We start from the raw sequence: 21,920 nt of genomic DNA, 5'->3' as shown, positions 1-21,920 counted from the left end.
CGTGCGGCCATGTCCGCTGTCGGGAGCCTACTCCGATGGCCGGTTTGGATGCGTCCACGTCGGGCTGGGCCAACCGAGAAGGGCCGGATCCGGACGATTCGGTCGATATCCGGTGTCGGGGCGCTGGCGCGATGACCGCATATGGCGCATCCGAGCCAAGCCGGGCCGGCTAGATCGGATGGGTGAGTAGGTCGCAGTATCGGTGCGTGGCCTCGTCGTGCTGGCGCCATGAGGTTCATGGCCCTAGAATGGTCGATCGCAATAACGGCTTGCGAGCCGGCCAAGACCTGACTGCGGTGCTGAGCAGCCAGTCGTGGTGGCAAGCGGGTCTGCGGCAAAGGCGGGGGCGCAACCCGCAGCCATAGGAGTAATCGCGCTGCCGGCGAGCTGACCTACTCCGGCGCTTCGGTGGCACGTCCGCCCATGCAGAGGGCTCACGGCCATGGCGACACTCGATGAACTACTGCTGGAGGCACGGCTCGCGGAACTCGAAGCAGCGCGCAGTTGGTCCCCGCGCGTGGTGTCCCGGCTCGAACAGCTGATCCGGTCGGGCGACGACGCCGCGGTGTTCCGCGTCAACCCGATTAAATTCGCGCAACAGCATCACTTGACCGAGCCGGAAGCGATCGACCTGTTCCTGCATGCCACGGCAGCGGGCCTGTTCACCATGAACTGGATGGTGCTCTGCCCGACGTGCTCGTCCATCATCGAGAACTTCGGCTCGTTACGGACGATCAACGCCAACCGTTTTTACTGCCACTTTTGCCTGAATAGCTGCGAAGCCACGCTGGACGATTTCATCGTGATCGCCTTCACGATCGTGCCGACCATCCGTCCCATCGTGTTTCACAGGCCCGAGACGCTGCCGGCCCAGCAGCACTTGATGTATGTCTCTTTCTCCGGACCTCACCTGACGTGCGATGTGCCGCCAGGCTCGACAAGCCTTTCGCCCCGGCAAATCTTTGAGCAGTGCCGGCGCGGGGCAGACTTCCTCGGACCTGGCGCGAGCACCACCCTGGAGTTCATAGCTGGCCGATCGGGCAGGTCCATCCTCAACGGCACCGAGGTCAACACGGGCGCTCATTTCCTCGTCTCGGTGTCGGACGAGCAGAGCGGCGGTTTGCAACGCCTGCGCATTGAATTCCGGAACGGCCGCTGGGAAACGTCCGGCACCCGTCTCGCGTCCGGGCCGGTTGTGCTTGAGCTGAACAATAGCTCGGACCGGCGTCTGCTGTGGACTGTTGTCGAATTTCCGGATGCCGTTCCCCATTGCGCCACGATCCTCGACTTTGAGCCGTATCTGTCGGCGAAGCGGCTGCTGACGACACAGACCTTCCGGGATCTTTTCCGGCACGAACTCGTCAAGGGCACCGAGGGTATGAGCGTCCGTGACATCACCTTGATGTTCACTGATCTCAAGGGTTCGACCGAGCTCTACGAGCGCATCGGCGATCTCAACGCCTTTGCGCTTGTGCAAGAGCACTTTGAGCGCCTGACAGCTGTGTCGGTTGGTCACAACGGCGCGATCGTCAAGACGCTAGGCGATGCTGTGATGGCCGCGTTCATGTCACCCGCCGACGGAGTGAGCGCGGCACTCGCGATGCAGGCCGAGATTGCCCGTTTTAACGACGCGCGTGGCGAACGCGATCTGATCCTCAAGGTGGGGTTGCACCGTGGCGCCGCGATCGCGGTCACACTCAACGAGCGGCTCGACTACTTCGGCCAGAACGTGAACATCGCGGCGCGCGTGGAAGCCCTAGCGGAGGGTGGCGAAATCTGCATGACGCGCGAAGTGCACGACGCTGAGGGCGTAGACGCGATTTTGGAGCCTTGCAGCTGTTTGGCGGTCTCCGCCCGCCTCAAAGGCGTTCGTGAGACGATGCCGGTGTGGCGCGTGCAGGGCACTCGGACGAGGCCATAGCGCCTCCCGTCGCGCGCCCGGAGGTGACCACCGCCATGCAGATCGGTGGGCTCAGTTCAGCCTGCAGCGCGGCTGCTCGCTGCACCCGCGTCGCTGCGGGCGGAAATTGATATTGCCCCTTACCAGCATTGGCGGCGATTGGCAGGGGAGCGCCCGACGCTGGCGGCATCGGTGCGGGGGAAATGGGCGCCGGGTGAGATTGGACGCAGGCCACGAGGATCAAGGACGGGATGATGAAGCGCATGATCCTGAGTGAGGGCACAATAGCCTCGTTTCCTGTCAAGCAATCAATACGTGATTATGTCTCAGGCCTTCGCAGGGGCGAAGGGATTTCCCGGCATCTGTGACGCATCCCGTCGCGATAGTCGAGGTCCGCTAAGGAGGAAGCCGCTGACATGCCCGATAACGGCCGCGCTCTGAGATCCGGCTGACCGAGTAGGGCCTGATAGTACGGCATTGAGCGATGTCCGGTGTCGGAGCGGCGGTTGGATGGCCGGATATGGCGCCCTTCAGCCGAGCAACTCGATTATCAACCGGCACGCAAAGAGATCCCGATCGGCGTTCAATAGGGAAGGCTCTCCGCTCCGAGACTAGAGTAGGCTGCTGCATGAGAGTTATCTGTCCCGGTAAGGGCCACGTGGTCTCGACGGAGATGCCCAAGTATACGAATGATTGACTCGCGCAGCTCCTTGCGCACCACCACCACGTCGACCATCCCGTGGTCCAGCAGGTATTCGGCGCGCTGGAAGCCCTCCGGCAGGGTCTCGCGGATCGTCTCCTCGATCACCCGGGCCCCGGCGAAGCCGATCTGCGAGCCGCGCTCGGCGATGTGGATGTCGCCGACCATGGCGAAGGAGGCGGTGACGCCGCCCGTGGTCGGGTCGGTCAGCACCACGATATAGGGCAGGCCGGCTTCCTTGACCTGCTCGACCGCGATGATCGAGCGCGGCATCTGCATCAGCGACAGGATGCCTTCCTGCATCCGGGCGCCGCCCGAGGCCGGCACCACCACCAGCGGCGCGTGCTGCATCACCGCCAGCTTGGCGGCGGCAACCAACCCCTCGCCCACTGCGGTTCCCATTGTCCCAGCAAGGAAATCGAAGTCAAAAACGGCGACCACGGTGTCGCGGCCGCCCATCTTGCCATGGGCGACAACGAGCGCATCGTGACGGCCGGTCTTGGCTTGGAAGTCCTTCAGGCGGTCGGTGTAGCGCTTGGTGTCGCGGAATTTGAGCGGATCGACGGCAGGCTTCGGCAGCTCGATGGTCTCGTACTTGCCGTCGTCGAACAGCATGGCCAGCCGCTTGGTCGGGGCCAAGCGCATATGGTGGCCGCAATGCTGGCAGACATGGAGGTTGGCCTCCAGGTCGCGATGGAACAGCATCGCCTCGCAGTTCGGACACTTCGTCCACAGATTGTCCGGCGTCTTCGGCCGGGACGAGACGAGGGCCCGGAGCTTCGGGCGAATGTAGTTGGTCAGCCAGTTCATCCATCTACTCCGTGGATTCGCTGAAGCCAGCATTTTTAACCGAATCGGTGCGCCCAATCCAGCCGTGGATAGTATACGTGTCAGGTCGCGCGTATTGGACGTCACTTCGGCTTGCCGCGCACTGTGTAATGGAATGCTAGGAAATATTAGGATCATGTCGTTTTCCGGGGATAATATCTATAGAGTGATTGCCATTGACCAACCATCATGAGCAGGGCCGGACCCCGCGAGTTCGACTGATGTCCGGTATCGGGACGCCAACGTGATGACCGCTTATGGCGCCCTCGGGTCGAGGCGAAGTCGGAGTTAGGAGTTGCCGAGCTCTATCATCGGGAGGGCAGGAGGTTCCGATTCCGGGCCGAGCATCGCATTGACAGCTGGACGAGCACGATATAAAGACTTCCTTATATCTTTATGTGATAAATGATTGTGATGACTGCTATCGGCTGCGCCGCGGATGTCTCTGGCACGGCGTTGTCGGTTGCACCGATCGGGGGCGGTCAGCATGCGAATCTCAGTCGAACTGGTCCCGCGGGGTGAGGCGCAGGTGCTTGCCGACGCGATGGAAGCTCGGGCGGCGATGCCGCAAGCCAACGCCTTCAATATTCCCGACCTGATGCGCTTTCCGCTGCGGAGTTGGGACGCCTGCGCGATCACCAGCGCGATCATTCCATCATCGATTCCCCACATCAGGGCCATTGATATTCCTCCCGGCGAGGAACTGCCTGTCGCCGAGGCGATACTCACCGCCGGTTTGACGGAGGTTCTGATCATCCGAGGAGATCTGCCGCGCGACATGAGCCGCAGCGTGCATCCGAACACCAGCGTGGAGGTCATTCGCCGTTTCAAGCGCCATTACCCGTCCTTGCGAGTCTATGCCGCCTTTGACCCTTATCGCCATGGCCTCCGCCAAGAATTGACCGGCGTTGGGAGAAAGGTCGATGCCGGGGCGGATGGCTTTTTCACCCAGCCCATGTTCGACCTTCGGTTGCTTGAGATCTGTGCGGAGATGCTACGGGGGCATTGCGTATTCTGGGGGATCGCGCCTGTTCTGACCGAGCGCTCCCGATCTTTCTGGGAGAGAGCCAACAATGTTGTATTCCCAGACGGATTCGCACCTTCACTTGAATGGAACAGGGCGTTCGCCGCAACTGCGATCGAGAGCATCCGTGAACTGGGAGCAAACGTCTATTTCATGCCGATCAAGGTGAACCTGACGAGCTACCTCGAGGGCCTGGTGGCAGATGGCGCCGGTGTCGCCGGCCCGGTGCGACGCGAAGAACCGGCAACTGGCGGGCAGCCCCACGCCCGAGGGCGCTCCGCACGAAATGTCTGAGGTTCGGCGCTCAACTAGCCGTTGTGAACTACATCGCCTGTCGGTGCTTGGCGGGGCGAACGTCCGCTTCGGAGGCCGTCGCTCCGCGTCCGGTTATGGCGCCCCGCGGTCGGTTGGGACGATTCGATTGGTGACATTCGCGGCTGAATAGGATTGATGCCGTTCGGGCGAACGTCATCGACAACCGGCGCCCGACGCCGGCCCGCGCCGGGTAGCTCCAAGCTTCACGAGCGGGCCGGTGGCTCACAACCGCGTCGCGCCCGGGCTGAATAGCTCCTCGCACTGCCGCGTCTTGTAACGGGCCTCCGCCCAGCCGCAGCCCCATGCCCGCTTGTGGGGCAGCGACACTATGACCGAATACGGCGCGATCACGGCTCTCGGCCCAATGTCATTCAGCACGGCATTGCCCATGGGCACATGGTGCAACGAGGTACTGGCCAGCAGCTCATGAGCATAGTTGCGACTCACACTTCCTCGGCTTCGAGCACGTAAGTCCCAGGCAGTATCCGGTTGGCAATCAGGGAACGGATCGCCGGATCGATCGCCGGGTCCGATTCCTCGAAGAGTCCGCAAGAAGCGAGGGCGCGCCGGAGATCGACCCGGCTGCCCAGCGCCTCCAGGAGCACGATGGAGGCGGCCGGCTTCCGGCCGCGCGCCAGCGGCGCCCCGGTCTGGATGCCGCGGAGATAGGTCACCCGGTTGTGGTAGCTCGGGTATAGGATCACCTGCGTGATGCTGTTGCTCATCAGGGTTTCGTATTCGAGGCCGAAGATCCGATCGCCGAGCAGGAACAGGGCGCCGCCGTATTTCGCTATCTTGGTTCCGTACTTTTTATCCAGCGACGCGATGCGCTGGACCGTTTTCCAATAAATCTTTCCGTCCTTTTCGTAGATTTGTACCAGGCATTTGATGATCTGTCCGGCATAGCTGAACGAATAGAAGTAGCGGAAATAGTAGCCGATGTAGCGGTGCAGATCTCCCGAGTGCTGATACAGCCGTTCGATATGGGAAAGCGGGCCGGCCAGGGCGGAATCCGTCAGTGGTCGCCGCCGCAGCCCGACGATCTCGGCGAAGCGCGAATGCTCCATCAGCAGCTCGGCTTCCGTCACGCCAAAAAAGTCACAGATCCGGCGCATGTTGCGGCGCGACGGCCAGGTCTGGCCGGCGAGGTACTTGTTGAACTGCTGCCGGTTGATCTGCAGGCGGCGGCAGACCTCGGCGATCGACCGGTAGAAGCCGCACAGGTAGCCGAGATTCTCCGGCAGGGGATCAGCAGACATCCCGGCATCGCACATTGACGCCCAAAGGGAGTCAAGTCGCGAAAGGCTGCGAAATTGCGGCCACGGTCCGGATTGCCTCTCATCGCCTCACAGAACCGAGGGCGAAGGGCGCGATGCGAACCGTCTCCGAATACCCCCACCCGGTCCGCGAGATCGAGCATGTCGAGATCCCGATGCCGGACGGCTGCCGCCTGGCAGCCCGTATCTGGCTGCCGGCCGATGCGGAGGCGCGGCCGGTCCCGGCGATCCTCGAATACATCCCGTACCGCAAGAACGACCTCACGGCCGGCCGAGACACGATCACCCATCCCTATATCGCCGGCCACGGCTATGCCGTGGTCCGGCTCGATCTGCGCGGCACGGGCGATTCCGAGGGACTGATGCGGGATGAATACCTGCAGCAGGAGCTCGACGACGGCTATGCCGCGATCGCGTGGATCGCGGCCCAGCCCTGGTGCGACGGCCAGGTCGGCATGATCGGCATCTCCTGGGGCGGCTTCAATGGGCTGCAGATCGCGGCGATGCGCCCGCCGGCGCTGAAGGCGGTGATCACCTGCTGCTCGACCGACGACCGCTACGCCGACGACGTCCACTACATGGGCGGATGCCTCCTGATCGACAACCTGTCGTGGGCCTCGATCATGTTCGGGCGCAACACGCTGCCGCCGGACCCGCGCCACAAGCCCGAGACCTGGCGCGAGCTGTGGCACCTCAGGCTGCGGGAGAGCGGTCTGTGGCTGAAGACATGGCTGGAGCACCAGCACCGCGACGAGTTCTGGAGGCACGGCTCGATCTGCGAGGATTTCAGCCGCGTCGCCTGTCCCGTCTACGCCGTCAGCGGCTGGGCCGACGGCTATTGCCGATCGGTGTTCCGACTGATGGAGAAGCTGCAGGTCCCGCGCAAGGGTCTGGTCGGTCCCTGGGCGCACACCTATCCCCATGTCGGGCGGCCGCAGCCGGCGATCGGCTTTCTGCAGGAAAGCCTCCGCTGGTGGGACCACTGGCTGAAGGGACGCGACACCGGGATCATGGACGAACCGATGCTGCGGCTGTTCATGCAGGACAGCGTGCCGCCACAGAGCCACTACGAGGAGCGGCCCGGGCGCTGGGTCGCGGAAGTGGCCTGGCCGTCGCCCCGGATCGAGCGACGCGCCTTCGTCCTCGGCAGCGACGGCAGTCTGGCCGGCGAAGGCCGGGAACTGCCGGCCGAGTCCCGTGCGATCCGATCGCCGCTCTGGGTCGGGCTGCGCGGCGGGCGGTGGTGTTCCTATGCGGCGGCCGGCGACCAGCCGGTCGACCAGCGGGTCGAGGATGCGGGCAGCCTGGTCTTCGAGACGGCGCTGCTCGACAACCCGGTCGAGATCGCCGGAGAGGCGGCGCTCGAATTGTCGGTCGCCAGCGACAGGCCGGTGGCGATGGTCGCGGCCAGGCTCGTCGACGTGGCGCCCGACGGCGCCGCCACGCGGGTCAGCTACGGCCTGCTGAACCTGACCCATCGCGACGGGCATGAGCATCCGGAGCCGCTGGTGCCGGGTGAACGCTACCGGGTCCGGATCCCCTTCAAGCACGTCGCCCAGCGCTTCCCCGCTGGTCATCGCATCCGTCTCGCCATCTCGACCAGCTATTTCCCGGTCGCCTGGCCGGCGCCCGCACCGGCGACCCTGACGGTCTATCCCGAAAGCAGCCGGCTCGAACTGCCGATCCGTCCGGAGTGCCCGGAAGACGCATCCCTGCCGGCCTTCGCCGACCCTGAAGGGGCGCCGCCGCTCGCGGTCGAGCGGATCGCGGCGCCGGAGATCTTCTGCCGGTTGGCGGAGGATCTCGGCGACGGCCGGACGGCGATCGAGATCGGCAGCGGCGCCGGCACCTACCGCATCGTCGGCAACGATCTCACGATCTCGATGACGGGGCTGGAGCGCTACTCCTTCCAAGGCGATGAGGCCGGCAGCGTCACGGGACAGACCTCTTGGCAGATCGAGATGTCACGCGGCGACTGGCGCATCCGCAGCGTCACCGAGACCACCTTGACCGCCGATGTCGAGGCCTTCCGCATCGAAGCCCGTCTGACCGCGTGGGAGGGCGAAGCCGTAGCGCATGAGCAGCGCTGGAGCGAGACGATTCCGCGGCGGCTCGTGTGACCTTCGCTTGTCGACGCACTTCGCGCGTCTACAAGCGCCGGAAGCGAAATTGAACCGGCGGGCCGGGCCGTGCCCAATAACGCCGGCGTCTCCGGTCACAGCTCATCAGAAGTCGGGCGGATACGCCGGGCAGCCGTCGCGAAGCAACGATCAAAACAGGGAACGGGAGCATTCACATGGGAACGACCTCCGCGCCGACCCGGCCGTTCGGCCGCCGCCGCTTCCTGCAGGCCAGCGCCGGTCTCGGCGCCGGCATCCTCGCGCACGGGATGCCGCTGTCTCGTGCGGTCTGGGCCGCCAGCGGGAAGGTGCTCCGCGCCCGGTCCTATTCCGACATCGACAAGCTCGACCCCGGCTTCTACCAGAACGCCTACAACGTCGACGTGATGAACTGCATCTACTCCAAGCTGATCCGCTACGCCCCAGGGACGGAGTGGGGCTGGGAGCTGGAGGCGGCCGAGACGATCGAGCAGATCGACCCGACCAATATCCGCTTCCGGCTGAAGCAGGGGATCACCTTCACCAGCGGCTATGGCGAGCTGACGGCCGAGGACGTCAAGTTCTCCTTCGAGCGCGTCATCCAACACAACTCGCCGGTCAAGGACGACTGGGGGCCGCTGGACCGCGTCGAGATCGAGGACGACCGCACCGGCGTCATCGTCCTCAAGTCGCCCTTCGTGCCGCTGTGGAACGTCACGCTGCCCTATGGCTGCGGCCACATCGTGTCGAAGGCGGCGGTCCTGAAGGCGACGGGCGATGGCGGCGATTTCGGGTTGAAGCCGCCCTGCTTCTCGGGTCCCTACGTGCTCGCCGACTGGAAGCCGAACCAGGTCCTCGTCCTGGCCCGCAACCCGGAGTGGAGCGGACCGAAGCCGGGCTTCGACGAGATCCATATCCATCCGATCGGGGACGTCAAGACGGCGGAGACGGCCTATCAGGCCGGCGCGCTCGACATCACCGACATCAGCCTCGATTCACTCGAAACCCTGAAGAACAGCCCGCCGGCGGAGACCAGGATCGAGGAGCATCCCTCGCTCTATTACGTCTATATCGGGATGAATACGGAGCATCCGAAGCTCCAGGACATCAATGTCCGCCGCGCGATCCAATGGGCGATCAACGTGCCGCAGGTGTTGGAGGCCGCCTATTTCGGGCAGGCGGGCGTGGCGACCGGCCTGATCGCGCCCGGCCTGGTCGGCCATCGCGAGAAGGCCCTGGTCCCGCCCGAGGGCGACCTCGACAAGGCCCGTGCCTATCTGCAGCAAGCCGGTGCGGAGGGGCTCACGCTGAAGATCGACGCGCTGAACCAGAGCACCTTCACCGCCATCGCCGAGATGGTGCAGGCCCAGCTGTCGCAGATCGGCATCACCCTTGAGGTCAACGTGCAGGACCCCGGCTCCTTCTGGACCATCGGGATGGAGTCGGAAGGCGACCGCTGGCGCGACATGCAGCTGATCGTGCAGCGCTTCTCCATGGTGCCCGACCCGTTCTACGCCACGACCTTCTTCACCCCCCGTCAGGTCGGGATCTGGAATTGGGAGCGGTTCCGCAGCTCCCGTTTCGACGAGTTGAACGCCGAGGCGGTGACGATCGGCGATCCGGAGAAGCGGGCCAGGCTGTACTGGGAGATGCAGGACCTGATGGAGGACTCCGGGGCCTATCGCTTCCTGACGCATGAAGGCGCCCCGCTCATGTACCGGGACACGGTGGTCCGCCCGGCGACGCGGCCGGACGGCCGTCCGCTCTTCCTCGATTTCGGCGGGGCCGGGGCCTAGCCCCGGCGCCTATCGGCGGACCGCGCCATGTGGCTCTATCTCGTCAGGCGGGCCTTGCTCGCCGCCGCGATCGTCGTGATCGCGGTCTCGCTCCTGTTCCTCATGATTCAGGCCGTCCCGGGCGACCCGGCTGCGGTCCTGCTCGGTCCGCGGTCGACGCCCGAGCTCAGGGCCCAGCTGCATGCGCAGATGGGGCTGGACGATCCGCTGCCGATCCAGATCGTCCGGTTCTTCGGCGGGCTGCTGCGCGGCGACATGGGAACGGATGTCTTCCTGCACCGTCCGGTGTCCGACATCGTCCTGGAGCAACTGCCCTACACGATCGCGCTGATCCTGTCGGCGATCGCCTGGGCCGTCCTCGTGGCCATACCGCTCGGATGCTATTCGGCGATGCGGCGCAATTCCGTGGTCGACAAGACGATCGGCGTGCTGGCCGTGGGCACGATCGCCATCCCGTCCTTCGTCATGGCGATCTATGCCCTCCTGATCTTCTCTGTGGCGCTGGGCTGGCTGCCCGCGATCGGTGCCGGCTCGGGGTTCTGGGACTCGGTGCATCACCTGATCCTGCCGGCCTTCGTCGTCGGCGTCGGCTGGGTCGGCTACATCTCGCGCATCGTCCGGGCGTCGATGCTGGAGATCCTGGGCGAAACCCATATCCGCATGGCCCGGTCCTTCGGCCTGCCTGAGCGCCACATCATCGCCCGCTACGCCCTGCCGCTCGCCGTCCTGCCGACGGTGACCGTGCTCGGCGTCGGCATGGCCCATCTGCTGTCGGCCGCGGTCTTCGTCGAGGTGGTCTTCGCGCGGCCCGGCATCGGCGCCCTGATCGTCAAGGCCGTCGATTCCCGGAACTATCCCGTGGTGATGGGCACGGTGGTCGTCACCACCGTGCTCTTCGTCGTCTCGACCACCCTAGCCGACCTCGTCAACGCCGCCCTCGACCCGAGAGTGCGGGGGAGCCTGCGATGACCATGGCCGAACCGTTGCAGAGCCCGACAGGGGAGGTGCGTGATCCCGGCGCCTTCGCCCTGTTCTGGCGCCAGCTGTGCCGCAACCGGCTCGGCCTGCTCGGGCTGGCGCTGGTCCTGATCATGGTCGGCAGCGCGGTCTTCGCCGATCTCATCGTGCCCTACGATCCGGCCCAGGTCATGGTCGGGCCGCGCCTGGCGCCGCCCTCCTGGGCGCATCTGATGGGCACGGATCAACTCGGCCGCGATCTGCTGTCCCGGGTCGTCATGGGCGGCCGCGTCGCCCTGATCGTCGCGCTGGCGTCGCTGTCGGCGGCGCTGCTCCTCGGGATCGCCCTCGGCCTGCTCGCCGGCTTCGGGCCGCGCTGGCTGGATAGCGGCCTGCTGCTGGGCCTGGACGCGCTCCGGGCCTTTCCGGTGATCATCTTCGCCCTGGCAGTGATCACGCTCCTGGGGCCCAGCCTGGCCGGCGTTGTCTTCGTCGTGGCCATCACCTCGGTTCCGATCTATGCGCGGGTCGTCCGCACCCAGACGCACAGCCTGCGCAACGCCGAGTTCATCATCGCCGAGCGCGCCATGGGGGCGGGCACGGCACGTATCCTCGCGGTGCATGTCCTGCCGAATGTGATCGGGCCGCTGCTGATCCTCGTCAGCATGGACGTGCCGCTCGTTATCACGCTGGAAGCCGGCTTGAGCTTCCTCGGCATGGGCGTGCGCCCGCCGACGCCCTCCTGGGGCAGCATCCTTAGCGACGGCTATCGCTATATCCGCAGCTCGGCCAGCCCGGCGGTCGCCGGTGGCATCCCGATCGTGCTGACCACCCTGGGCTTCACCTTCCTGGGCGAGGCGCTGCGCGACATCCTCGACCCGAAACTGCGGAAGGACCTATGAGCGCCGTCGATCCCCTTCCGATGCGGGCCGGCGAGCCGCTGCTGGAGATCCGCGACCTGTCGCTGGATTTCGGCAGCCCGCGCGGACGCGTCCATGCCCTGCGCAACATCGGTCTGTGCGTCCATCCCGGCCGCATCGTCGGCATGGTCGGTGAGAGCGGCAGCGGCAAGTCAACCCTGGCCTATGCCGTCATGGGCCTGCTGCCGGGCAACGCGGAGGTGGTGGGGGGCTCCGTCATGTTCGAAGGGCGAGACCTGCTGCGGCTGAAGCCGGACGAGATGCGCAGGCTCCGCGGTTCGCGCGTGTCGATGATCTTCCAAGACCCAATGACGGCGCTGAACCCGGTGCGATCGATCGGCAGCCAGATGATCGATGTCCAGCACCGCGAGGGCAGCCCGCGCGCGGTCAAGCGCGAACGCGCCGCGGAGATGCTGCGGAAGGTCGGCATCCCCGATCCGGAGAGCCGTCTTCGGGCCTATCCGCACGAGTTTTCGGGCGGGATGCGCCAGCGCATCTGCATCGCCATGGCGCTGCTGGTGCGGCCCGCGCTGCTCCTGGCCGACGAACCCACCACGGCGCTGGACGCCACGCTCGAAGTTCAGATCGTCCGGCTCCTCAAATCGCTGCAGAGGGATGTCGGCTGCTCCATCCTCTTCGTGTCCCATCATCTCGGCACCGTGGCGGAGCTGTGCGACGAGGTCGCCGTGATGTATGCGGGCGAGGTGGTGGAGTACGGGACGGTGCGCGAGATCTTCCGCGATCCCGCCCATCCCTACACCCGGGCGCTGCTGCGCTGCGACCCCGGCCGCATCCGGGAGAAGACGCGCCGGCTGCCGACCATCCCGGGCGAGGTGCCGGGTCTCCTCGCGGTGCCGCGCGGCTGCGTCTTCCGGGATCGCTGCCCCGATGCCTTCGCGGCATGCCACGACGCCAGGCCGGCTCCGCTCGCGCGGGGCGCGACGCACACTGCCCGCTGCCATCTTCTCGGTGAGACCGGAGCACGGCGATGAGCGCGCTGCTGGAGATCGAGGACCTGCGGGTCCGCTTCCGCGTGATGGGCGCATTGCGCGCGTTCGCCGGCGGCATTCGCGACCCCTTCATCGACGCGGTCTGCGGCGTGTCCTTCCAGATCCGCGAGGGCGAGACGCTGGGCCTTGTGGGCGAGAGCGGATCGGGAAAGTCGACCATCGCGCGGGCGCTGATGGGGCTCCTCCCGGTCCGGGATGGCGAGATCCGATTTCAGGACCGGTCCTTGAGAAGTATCGGTGGAGACGATCGCCGCCGCGTCCGGCGCGAGATGGTGATGATGTTCCAGGACCCGGTCGGATCGCTCTCGCCGCGGCTGACGGTCCGGTCCCTGCTGACCGAGCCGTTCAAGATCCACGGCCTCCGCGACCGCGATCTCGATGCCGAGGCCAGGCGCCTGCTGAAGCTCGTCGGGCTGCCCGCCGACTTCGCCAGGCGCTACCCGCACCAGCTCTCCGGCGGGCAGGCGCGCCGGGTGGGGGTCGCGCGGGCGCTGGCCCTCGATCCGAAGCTGATCATCGCCGACGAGCCCACGGCCGGCCTCGACGTCTCGGTGCAGGGCGAGGTGCTGAACCTTCTTGCGCGCCTCCAGGACGAGCTGGGTGTCGCGCTCCTGATCATCACCCACAACCTTAACGTCGTCCGTCACATCACCGACCGGGTGGCGATCATGTATCTCGGCCGCTTCGTGGAGCAGGGAGCGACCGACGGGATCTTCCGCCACCCGCGCCATCCCTACACCCAGGCCCTGCTTTCAGCCAATCCCGAGCCCGATCCGGACGCCGTCCGCGACCGCGTCGAGATCGTCGGCGAGGTGCCGAGCTTGATGAGCCGCCCGCCCGGATGCGAGTTCCATACGCGCTGCCCGCAGGCGCAGCAGCGGTGCCGGGGCGAGGCCCCTGGCGAAGTCGCGGCGGAGGACCAGAGCCACCGCTTCGCCTGCCATTTCCCGTTATCGACACCGATCCCGGCCAGGAGCTGATCATGCCGCGCCAAGTCACCGATATCCCCCTGGCCGCTGCCGGACCGGGATCCCACCGGACCGTCCGGGTGGTCCGCTACGGCGATCCGGAAGCGCGGCCGAAGGCCTATATCCATGCCGCGCTCCACGCCGACGAGGCCCCCGGCCTCCTGGTCATCCACCATCTCCTGGATCAGCTCGACGAAGCCGATGCCCGAGGGCAGATCCGCGGCCAAGTCGTGGTGGTGCCCTTCGCCAATCCGATCGGGCTCTCGCAATTCGTCAATGGCGACCATCTGGGCCGCTACGACCTCGCCAGCGGTACCAACTTCAACCGCAACTGGCCGAATCTTTCGTCGCTGGTGGCTGAGGCCGTGGGTGACGTATTGAGCGACGATCCACGGGCCAATGTCGCCGCCATCCGACAGGCGATCCACGACATTCTCGATCGGCGTGTGGCCCGCCGGCCGATCGACTCCCTGACGCTGCTCCTGGCGCGCGAGGCCTTCGATTCCGATCTCGTTCTGGACTTGCACTGCGACGACGAGGGCCTGATGCATCTCTTCGTGGCGCCGCAGTTCTGGCCGGATCTCTCCGATTTGGCCGCCGACCTTGGATGTCGTGCCGTGTTCCTCCAGGGCGAGACTGGCGGATCCACCTTCTCGGAAGCCTGCTCGGCGCCCTGGCTGACGCTGGCCACGCGCTTTCCGGATCGGCCGATCCCCTTCGCCTGCCGGGCGGCCACAGTCGAGCTTCGCGGCTTCATCGATGTCAGCGACGACCTCGCTCGCGCCGACGCCACGGCGATCCTCCGCGCCCTGCTTCGCCGAGGTTATCTCGAAAGCAGCGAAGCCCTGCCGACCCCGGAGCCGGCCTGCGCCGCGACCGGCTTCGACGCCTGCGACGTCGTCCGCGCACCGGGGTTCCGCGTGCTGCTCTACCACGTCGATCTCGGTGAGGAGGTGAAGCGGGGCCAGGTGATCGCCGAGGTTGTCGACCCCGCGCTATCCGGAAGTCAGGCCCGGATCGCAGTCCGGGCCGGCACCGATGGAGTTGTCGTCACCCGCCGGTTGCGAAAGATCATCGCCGCCAACGAGGTTCTGGCCAAGGTTGCAGGCCGCGAGACGTTGGCGCATCGCCGAGGCTATCTCCTCGAAGACTGATCATCAGGCGCCAGGAACTAGAAGGCGGACCTTGCGCGACCAGGCCGCCTTGCTGCGATCGGTCTGTCGTTGGCCCCGTAGTCGCCCGTGGCCTGCTCGCGGCACTCCCTGGACGCGACCGGTGTGACCGCGAGGCGGCGCAGTGCGGGCGGATCCTGATCGGTGGCAGGGGAATTTCACGGGGAAGCTGCTCACGGACGAGTAGGGGATCACCTCCAGAGCAGGACCCGTGCGCCGCTCTCTCGGCCAGGGAGGTTCGCAATGTCGGTTGATGAGGAATGCGACGACGACGCCTGGTCGGGAGGCCATACGGCCGCTATGCGTGAGCGTGAGTGGGCAGATCCCAGCAATCCTTATGATCCGGATACAGTCCAGCACCGCTCCTGGGCCGATGGATATCGGCAGGGCGTGATGGATCGCGAAAGCTGTCGAAACTGATCAGACCCAGCCGCCCTCGGCTGGCCTGCGCTCGGCTGGCGCTCGAGAACGCTTCCGATCGCCTTGTCCGGGCCATCTGGGGTCTGTCATCGATCCGTCCGCGGGAACAGGCGTGTGTGGCCCTGGGGGCGGTGCCGAAGCGCCGCTCCGCCTGCCGCAGCCGGAGCGCTTGCGAATGCTCGCGTGGAAACGGCCTCAGGGAGCCGTCGGCAGGATCTGAGAGCCGGGCAGGCGGGGCATCACTCGTTCGTAGTATGCGCCGCGAAACGGTCGCCGGGCGAACGTCGGGCTTCCGCCACTTCATGGTGCAACCATCCCTGCGCCAACACGCCGCAGTCACTATCGAAAAAAATCGGCAGATAGCGCGTTGATCTGACCGGCACATATAGCTATCTGGCCAGTTGCGGACCGGGCCCCTCTGGCGGAAGCTGACGAAGCTCCGTGATGTCGGACCGCATCGGAACGATCCGATGCTCTGACAGCCCGGCACTCAACGCCACAGTCACGTGCGGTCGCTCCGATCATCAGTGATCAAGAGGAGCGACACCGTGGACTTCTTCTTCGCCGAGTTTCTTGGCACGCCTGCTTGGTTCTGGCTGACCTTTCTCGGCCTCGTGATAGCGCTCACCGCATTCGATCTCGGCGTTCTTCACAAGGAGGACCGTGAAATGGGCATTGCCGAGAGCTTAAAGCTCTCGGCCTTCTACATCGCCGTGGCGCTGCTGTTCGGAGCCTGGGTTTGGTACGCGCGCGGTCCCGAACCGGGCATGCAGTATTTCACCGGCTTTTTCATCGAGAAGGCGCTTTCGATCGACAATGTCTTCGTCATCAGCCTGATTTTTACCTATTTCGCGATCCCGCCCCGATACCAGTACCGGGCGCTGCTGTGGGGCATTCTCGCCGTGATCGTACTGCGCGGCTTGATGATCGCCGGCGGTGCAGCGCTGGTGAATGAGGCTTATTGGGTGCTCTACCTCTTCGCGGCGTTCCTGATTTTCACTGGCGTGAAGATGTTCTTCACGGGTGACCAGCCGATGGAGGTCGCGAACAACCCGGCGGTTCGGTTCATTTCGACACACATGCCGGTGACCAGGGAACTGCACGGGCAGCGTTTTTTCGTGCGCGTGCCGGACAGGAAGAGAGGCAAGCTGGTCACCGCGGCAACGCCGCTGTTCCTCGCGCTCGTTGTGATCAATCTTGCCGACCTCGTGTTCGCGGTAGACAGCGTGCCGGCCATTTTTGCGATCACCACCGATACGTTCATCATCTACACGTCGAACATCATGGCCATTCTGGGCCTGCGCGCGCTCTACTTCGCGCTTGCGGCCATGGTGCACCGCTTCCACTACCTCAAATATGCGCTCGCGGCGGTGCTCGTCTTCATCGGTTCGAAGATTTTTGTCGCCGACTTTTGGCTCGAAGGGGACAAGTTCCCGCCGGCGGTCAGCCTCGCCGTCACCTTCGCGCTCATCACCGCCGGCATCGCTTACTCCTTGTGGACGACGCGCGACGTGGCTCAGCGCGACGGGCCCGCAGAAATTGGATCCGACGCTCCGGCTCGAACCTCAGACCATCGAGCATGAGTGTCCGTGACCAAGGAACGCGGCGTCTTGACCGCGTCGTAGGCCTGTAAATGCCATCGGAAAGTCATTCCGGGAACATTCTGCCGACTTCGGAAGTCCTACGGCACTTAGCCAGACGGGCCGAACGCGGCGAAGTTGCCGTGGCCGACATCGCCGAGATCGCCGGCCAACGCGCCCACCCGGCGATCCTCGCTCTGGTCGCCCTGCCCGAGGCGCTGCCGCTTCCCGTGGCAGGCATGTCGACGGTGCTATCGATTCCCTTGATCGCGGTTTCCGCTCACATGGCCGCCTTCGGGGCTGGGCGAGGTCTCCCCGGCTACCTGGCGAGGAGGCGGCTTCCCGCGTCACTCGTGCGGCTCGTCGCGGAACGTGCTTCGTCGCTTGTTGAGCGCCTGGAGAGACTTTCGCGGCCGCGGCTCACATGGATTGCCGCGCGCAACCGAATACTGGCGGCACTATGCCTGCTTCTGGCGCTGGTCATTGCGCTGCCGATTCCGTTTGGCAACCTGCCCCCCGCGCTGTGCATCCTCCTCATCGCCGTCGGGATGATCCAGAAGGACGGTGCGCTCGTCGCCGCTGGGGTCTCAGGCGGTCTCTTCATCCTTGTCGGTGGGATGTTCGCTGTCGATTGTCTATGGCGCGCCTGGTCCGGATGAACCGGACCCGGTCGTCAAGAGTGCGGGAAGCACCGGCGTTGTCACGGTGAGACGATTGCCAGGCGGGGTGCTGGCGGGATGAGGGCAGACCTCAAAGTTTTTCCGCCAATGCACCTTTCGCCGGACAAACCGAGAACGTAGTCAGCCAGCGGCGGCAAACAGGTCGTCCTGCAGGCGAAGCGGCCAGTAGTCGAGCGGGATATGGGCGGCCTGTTCCCAGAGGTAGTCGCCCCGGTCAGGCTGATGTGCTCCCAGCCCAGCGGCGCGACGTGGGCCAGCAGGTCGTCAGGCGCTTGGATTCCCGCCGAGCGGAGGTGCTGCGCTGCCCGTTCCATGTAGACGGTGTTCCAGTAGACAATCGCCGCAATCACCAGATTGAGTCCGGAGGCGCGGAAGCTCTGGTTGAGCAGCGTGCAGTCGGTGATCCGGCCCTGACGCTGGGTGTGGATGGCCTGGGCGAGGAAGTGCCGGGCCTCGCCCTTGTTGAGGCCGGACCGACAGCGGCGCCGGAGGCCCGGATCCTCCAGCCAATCGAGGGTGAACAGCGTGCGCTCGATCCGGCCGATCTCCTGGAGGGCCAGGTCGAGCCGGTTCTGGCGCCGGTAGGCGGCGAGCTTCTTGAGGATTTCCGACGGCGCCACGGTGCCGGCGTCGATCGACGCCACGGTCCGCACGGCGTCGTCCCAGCACTCGACGATGACATCCGTGCGAATCGCCTTGCCCATGAGATCCTTCAGGCCAGGATACTGGCTGGCGGAGCCGATCGGGGCGAGCTTGCGGTCGGCCAGGTCGCGCAGCCACGGCACGAAACGGAAGCCGAGCATGTGGCTCAGCGCGAAGATGTGATCGCTGGCGCCGCCGGTGTCGGTGTAGTGCTCGGAGATCTTCAGCGCCGTGCCGTGCCGCATCAGCCCGTCGAGCACATACGGCGCCTCGGAGCCGGTCGAGGAGATCACCACGGACTGGTAGGATCCGTGCTGGTCCGAGACATGGGTGTAGAAGCGGATGCCCGGGTCTGGACGGGGCGGGACACGCCTTCATCGCCCGAGATGCAGCACCTGCCGCCGTGGCCTGGATTGCGGCGCGGTTCGCCGGACTGAAGCCGGCAAGCACCTGCCGCTGATCGCTGCCGGTGTTGGACCTGTGCGCCGTCAGCGCCATACGGCCGTCGCCGTGGTGGCGGTGGCTCCGGCTCGCCGAGCCGGCGAAGTGCTCTTTCAACTACGGAAGGCGCCTCCCTGGATGATCTGGGCGAGGTAGCTTGTGAGGTCCGCGTCGCACCAGGACGTGCCGCGCCAGCCGATATGACCGTCGGGCCGCACGAGAAGCGTTGTCGCCACCGCGCCGTAGCCTTGCGAGAACTGCCCCTCGGCATCGCGATAGACCGCGACATGCGGCCGATCGGTCAGGTCAGCCTCGGCGACGATGGCGATCACGCGCAGGTACGAACCGCAGCGCGGGGAAATCTCGGCGGCGAAGGTGGCGAGATCGTCGAGCTCCCTGCTGCCGTCGGCACCGGCAGGCCGGGCGATAAGGACGTGCTCCGTGCCTCGCAGGCAGTCGTGCAGCCGCAAGGGAAAGCCGACACCAGGCCGCCGCAGGCCGACAGCATCGGGTGCGCGATCGCCGGCGGACGGCAGGCCGTCGCCGGTGCTGCCGGCACGATCACGGACCCACGGCGTCCCTCGATAGGAGATCCGAATTTGCGTGTCGGCGAGGCGGTCCGGCGGGGCGCCGCCCTCTCGTCCGTAGGTCTCGCTCGCCCTGCGAGTCCGGGCGACGACATCGGCGCCGACCGGCCGCCGCTCCGCCTCGTAGCTGTCGAGCAAGGCGGCCGGCGCGGCGCCCTTCAGGACGAGCGCGAGCTTCCACGCCAGGTTGTAGGCGTCCTGTATGCCGGTGTTCATTCCCTGTCCGCCGGTGGGCGGATGGATATGGGCGGCGTCCCCCGCGAGGAAGACGCGATCCCGCCGGTAGTTCTCGGCGAGCCGCATGCTGATGCGGAACAGCGAGGACCAGCGCAGATCGGACAGGGTGGGCTTGTCCGGCAGCAGGTCGTCGGCCACCGCTTGCAGATGCCGGAGCGATGGCCCGGGCCTCTCGGATTGAATGCCGTGGTCGGTTCCGTGCGGTGCGGAGAATTCCGCCGGGGCGATCATCGACACCCGGTAACGGCCGGTCTCGGGCAGCGGGATGGCGACGAAGAGATCCGGCGGCCCATCCTCCACGAGGCGCAGCGCCCGGAGGCTTCGGCCGCGCGGCAGATCCCAGGCGATATGGACGTCGCCGAGCATGAACATCATCGGGAACGCGTCGCCCTTGAACGCTATGCCGGCATGATGGCGCACGGCGCTGTGGGCCCCGTCGCAGCCGATGACATAGCGGAACGTCGCGGTCTCCGTGCGGCCGCCGGCGCGGTCCAGGGACACGGCGACCGAGTCGGCGTCCTGGGTCAGGCCCGTCAGGGTCACCTCACGTTCGATCTCGATGCCGAACCGGCCGAGATGGCGAGCGAGGATGCGCTCTGTTTCGTATTGCGGAATGCCCAGATGCGCATAGGGCAGGTCGGACAGATCGATGAGAGTGTCACTCGGCGGACGGCCATGAACGATCGAGCGCAGCCCGTCCAGCCAGAGCCCTGCATCGATCATCTCCCGGGCGATGCCCATGTCGTCCCAGACCTCCAGCGTCCGCGGGGTTATCCCGATGGCGCGGCAATAGGGGGAAGGGGCCATGAGCCGGTCGATGATCCGGCATCGGGTTCCGTGGCGCGCGAGCTCGGCGGCCATCGTCAAGCCGACGGGGCCTGCGCCGACGATGAGGATGTCAGCCATGGTTCGCCTCCTCTCGCGAAGTTGACCGGAGCAGGGGCGGCCGCGTCAATTCGCGATGCGTTCATCCTGTTGACGAGCAGCCGGGCGGTGATGGTCATCTCGGGAACGAGCGAGCCGGGCCGGTCGGCGAGCGAGGCGGAGGCGATTGCACAGCCCATCGACATCCCTGAGACTGGCTCACGATCTGCGGCTCATCCCGACAGGGTCGGTTCAGTGCCGAGCGATTCTAGGTGCGGCCGTGGAAGACGAAAGGCAGGTGACCTCCATCGAACGCGGCCCGTCAAAGCCCCGCCCGATGTCCGGCGGCGGGGGCCGGAGATCCTTCCGGTTCCTGTCCCCGCTCGCGGCATCGCTGGATGCCATCGATCCGGGCGCGCACCGTCGCATCAAGGGGTTGCGCCTGGTCACGGCCTACGGGATTGCCGCGATGCTGGGGACCATGCCGCAGGTGGGGCACGGCCTTGCCGGCGGTGCGTCGCTCAGCTCGCTGGCCGGCGGCTTCGCGCTGTGGGCGAGCGTCTCGGAAGCCCGGACGACCAGGGGCGAGTCGAGTCGCGACCTCTTGCTGCTGTGCGCTGCCGCAGCGCTGGGCGCCGCGGTCTTCATCCTCCTCAGCCCAGTGCTGCAGGGAATCGACCGGACAGGACCGGAGCTGACGCTCGCAACCGGCGCGTTTCTGGTTGGATATCTGAAGCGCTTCGGCGTCCTGGGGGCTGGGATCGGGTCGCAGATCTTCATCGGCCAGCTCCTTGCCTATGGCGCCGGGCTGACGGATGTGGACCTCGCGACGGTCGGGGCCGCCGCCGCGCTCGCGGCGCTGGCGGCCATCGTCCCGCGTGTTCTGAGCGGTCCCGCCGAGCGCCCGGTGCCTGCGCCGGCGGCCTCTGTCTCGGTCGGCGGCTGGGGCGGCGTCTCGCCGGAGTTCGTCGCCGGCCTTCAGGCAGCGGTTGCCGCCCTCGTCATCGTCATCCTGAATGACCGGGTCGGGCTCGCCGAATCCGCCTGGGCCATCACGGCGTGCGCCTATGTCGTGACCAACTCGCCCGCCGGAACGATCGAGCGAATTCGCCGCCGCATCGTCGGGACCGCGATTGGCGTTCCATTGGGGCTGATATGCCTGCCGGTTGCCGTCGACGCGCCGCTCTTGATCTGGGCCGCGGCCGCTCTTGCTATGATCATCTACGCGATGGCTCTCCCCGAACGATACGATATCGCCTGCGGGGCTTATGCCTTCACGCTCGTCGTCACGCTGGCTGTCACGGGCGAGCACTCGATCTGGCTGCTCGCAGCCCGGGCCTGGGAGACCTTGCTCGGCGGCGCGCTCGGCTTGGCGGTTGCGATGCTGCTGGCGCCGCTTCAGATCGCTCGCCCGGGTCGGCGGTCTCGCCATAAAGGCTGAGGTCGTGCGCCGGACGGTGTCGCCGGGCAACATCAGCCCGATGCCGAAGTGAATGGCCGTCA

General features: G+C 66.1%; 15 protein-coding genes and 1 pseudogene. 12 read left to right on the top strand and 4 right to left on the bottom strand.

Features of this window, described 5'->3' with window-relative positions:
- The first annotated feature begins 442 nt into the window (after positions 1-442).
- On the top strand, positions 443-1,921 hold the full coding sequence (locus tag KXR53_RS32580; protein ID WP_437379777.1) for a DUF5939 domain-containing protein: 1,479 nt from the start codon (positions 443-445) through the stop codon (positions 1,919-1,921).
- Between the two features lie 562 nt (positions 1,922-2,483).
- On the opposite strand, the gene accD is transcribed toward KXR53_RS32580, so the two are convergent.
- A complete protein-coding gene (gene accD / locus KXR53_RS32575; protein WP_437379776.1) occupies positions 2,484-3,410 on the bottom strand; it encodes an acetyl-CoA carboxylase, carboxyltransferase subunit beta in 927 nt (308 codons plus the stop codon).
- 547 nt (positions 3,411-3,957) lie between these two features.
- Between accD and KXR53_RS32570 the strand changes: the two genes are divergently transcribed.
- Positions 3,958-4,746, top strand: a complete 789-nt coding sequence (locus KXR53_RS32570) for a methylenetetrahydrofolate reductase (RefSeq protein ID WP_437379775.1) — start codon at positions 3,958-3,960, stop codon at positions 4,744-4,746.
- Between the two features lie 464 nt (positions 4,747-5,210).
- Here the strand turns inward: KXR53_RS32570 and KXR53_RS32565 are convergent, their stop codons facing one another.
- The gene (locus tag KXR53_RS32565; protein ID WP_437379774.1) at positions 5,211-6,026 is read right to left on the bottom strand and encodes a helix-turn-helix domain-containing protein; all 816 of its coding nucleotides are present in this window, start codon (positions 6,024-6,026) and stop codon (positions 5,211-5,213) included.
- A gap of 113 nt (positions 6,027-6,139) precedes the next feature.
- On the opposite strand from KXR53_RS32565, the gene KXR53_RS32560 reads away from it, so the two are divergent.
- The 9 genes from KXR53_RS32560 to KXR53_RS32520 all read left to right on the top strand — a co-directional run bounded on the left by KXR53_RS32560 (position 6,140) and on the right by KXR53_RS32520 (position 17,625).
- Positions 6,140-8,164 carry a CocE/NonD family hydrolase gene (locus KXR53_RS32560; RefSeq protein ID WP_437379773.1) on the top strand — a complete coding sequence of 675 codons (2,025 nt, stop codon included), beginning with the start codon at positions 6,140-6,142 and terminating at the stop codon, positions 8,162-8,164.
- A gap of 176 nt (positions 8,165-8,340) precedes the next feature.
- Positions 8,341-9,939 (top strand): ABC transporter substrate-binding protein, encoded by a 1,599-nt coding sequence (locus tag KXR53_RS32555; RefSeq protein ID WP_437379772.1) that lies wholly within the window; start codon positions 8,341-8,343, stop codon positions 9,937-9,939.
- 27 nt (positions 9,940-9,966) lie between these two features.
- The gene (locus tag KXR53_RS32550) at positions 9,967-10,908 is read left to right on the top strand and encodes an ABC transporter permease (RefSeq protein ID WP_437379771.1); all 942 of its coding nucleotides are present in this window, start codon (positions 9,967-9,969) and stop codon (positions 10,906-10,908) included.
- A complete protein-coding gene (locus KXR53_RS32545) occupies positions 10,905-11,798 on the top strand; it encodes an ABC transporter permease (RefSeq protein ID WP_437379770.1) in 894 nt (297 codons plus the stop codon). Before KXR53_RS32550 ends, KXR53_RS32545 begins: the two co-directional genes overlap by 4 nt.
- A complete protein-coding gene (locus KXR53_RS32540) occupies positions 11,795-12,808 on the top strand; it encodes an ABC transporter ATP-binding protein (RefSeq protein WP_437379769.1) in 1,014 nt (337 codons plus the stop codon). Before KXR53_RS32545 ends, KXR53_RS32540 begins: the two co-directional genes overlap by 4 nt.
- Positions 12,805-13,806, top strand: a complete 1,002-nt coding sequence (locus tag KXR53_RS32535) for an oligopeptide/dipeptide ABC transporter ATP-binding protein (RefSeq protein WP_437379768.1) — start codon at positions 12,805-12,807, stop codon at positions 13,804-13,806. The genes KXR53_RS32540 and KXR53_RS32535 overlap by 4 nt, the downstream gene beginning before the upstream one ends.
- Before the next feature lie 2 nt (positions 13,807-13,808).
- A complete protein-coding gene (locus KXR53_RS32530; protein WP_437379767.1) occupies positions 13,809-14,948 on the top strand; it encodes a succinylglutamate desuccinylase/aspartoacylase family protein in 1,140 nt (379 codons plus the stop codon).
- Between the two features lie 986 nt (positions 14,949-15,934).
- Positions 15,935-16,969, top strand: a complete 1,035-nt coding sequence (locus KXR53_RS32525; protein WP_437379766.1) for a TerC family protein — start codon at positions 15,935-15,937, stop codon at positions 16,967-16,969.
- A gap of 50 nt (positions 16,970-17,019) precedes the next feature.
- The gene (locus KXR53_RS32520; protein WP_437379765.1) at positions 17,020-17,625 is read left to right on the top strand and encodes an exopolysaccharide biosynthesis protein; all 606 of its coding nucleotides are present in this window, start codon (positions 17,020-17,022) and stop codon (positions 17,623-17,625) included.
- 141 nt (positions 17,626-17,766) lie between these two features.
- On the opposite strand, the pseudogene KXR53_RS32515 reads toward KXR53_RS32520, so the two are convergent.
- A pseudogene (locus KXR53_RS32515) lies at positions 17,767-18,638 on the bottom strand (Tn3 family transposase); the annotation flags it as partial.
- 204 nt (positions 18,639-18,842) lie between these two features.
- Positions 18,843-20,459 (bottom strand): FAD-dependent monooxygenase, encoded by a 1,617-nt coding sequence (locus tag KXR53_RS32510; RefSeq protein WP_437379764.1) that lies wholly within the window; start codon positions 20,457-20,459, stop codon positions 18,843-18,845.
- Between the two features lie 256 nt (positions 20,460-20,715).
- Between KXR53_RS32510 and KXR53_RS32505 the strand changes: the two genes are divergently transcribed.
- The gene (locus KXR53_RS32505; RefSeq protein WP_437379763.1) at positions 20,716-21,858 is read left to right on the top strand and encodes an FUSC family protein; all 1,143 of its coding nucleotides are present in this window, start codon (positions 20,716-20,718) and stop codon (positions 21,856-21,858) included.
- Positions 21,859-21,920 lie beyond the last annotated feature (62 nt).

The organism is Inquilinus limosus (genome assembly GCF_051487185.1).
GTDB classification, from domain to species: Bacteria; Pseudomonadota; Alphaproteobacteria; order DSM-16000; family Inquilinaceae; genus Inquilinus; species Inquilinus limosus_F.
The sequence above is the reverse complement of the archived record's forward strand: the minus strand, read 5'-3'. Positions and strand labels throughout refer to the sequence as shown.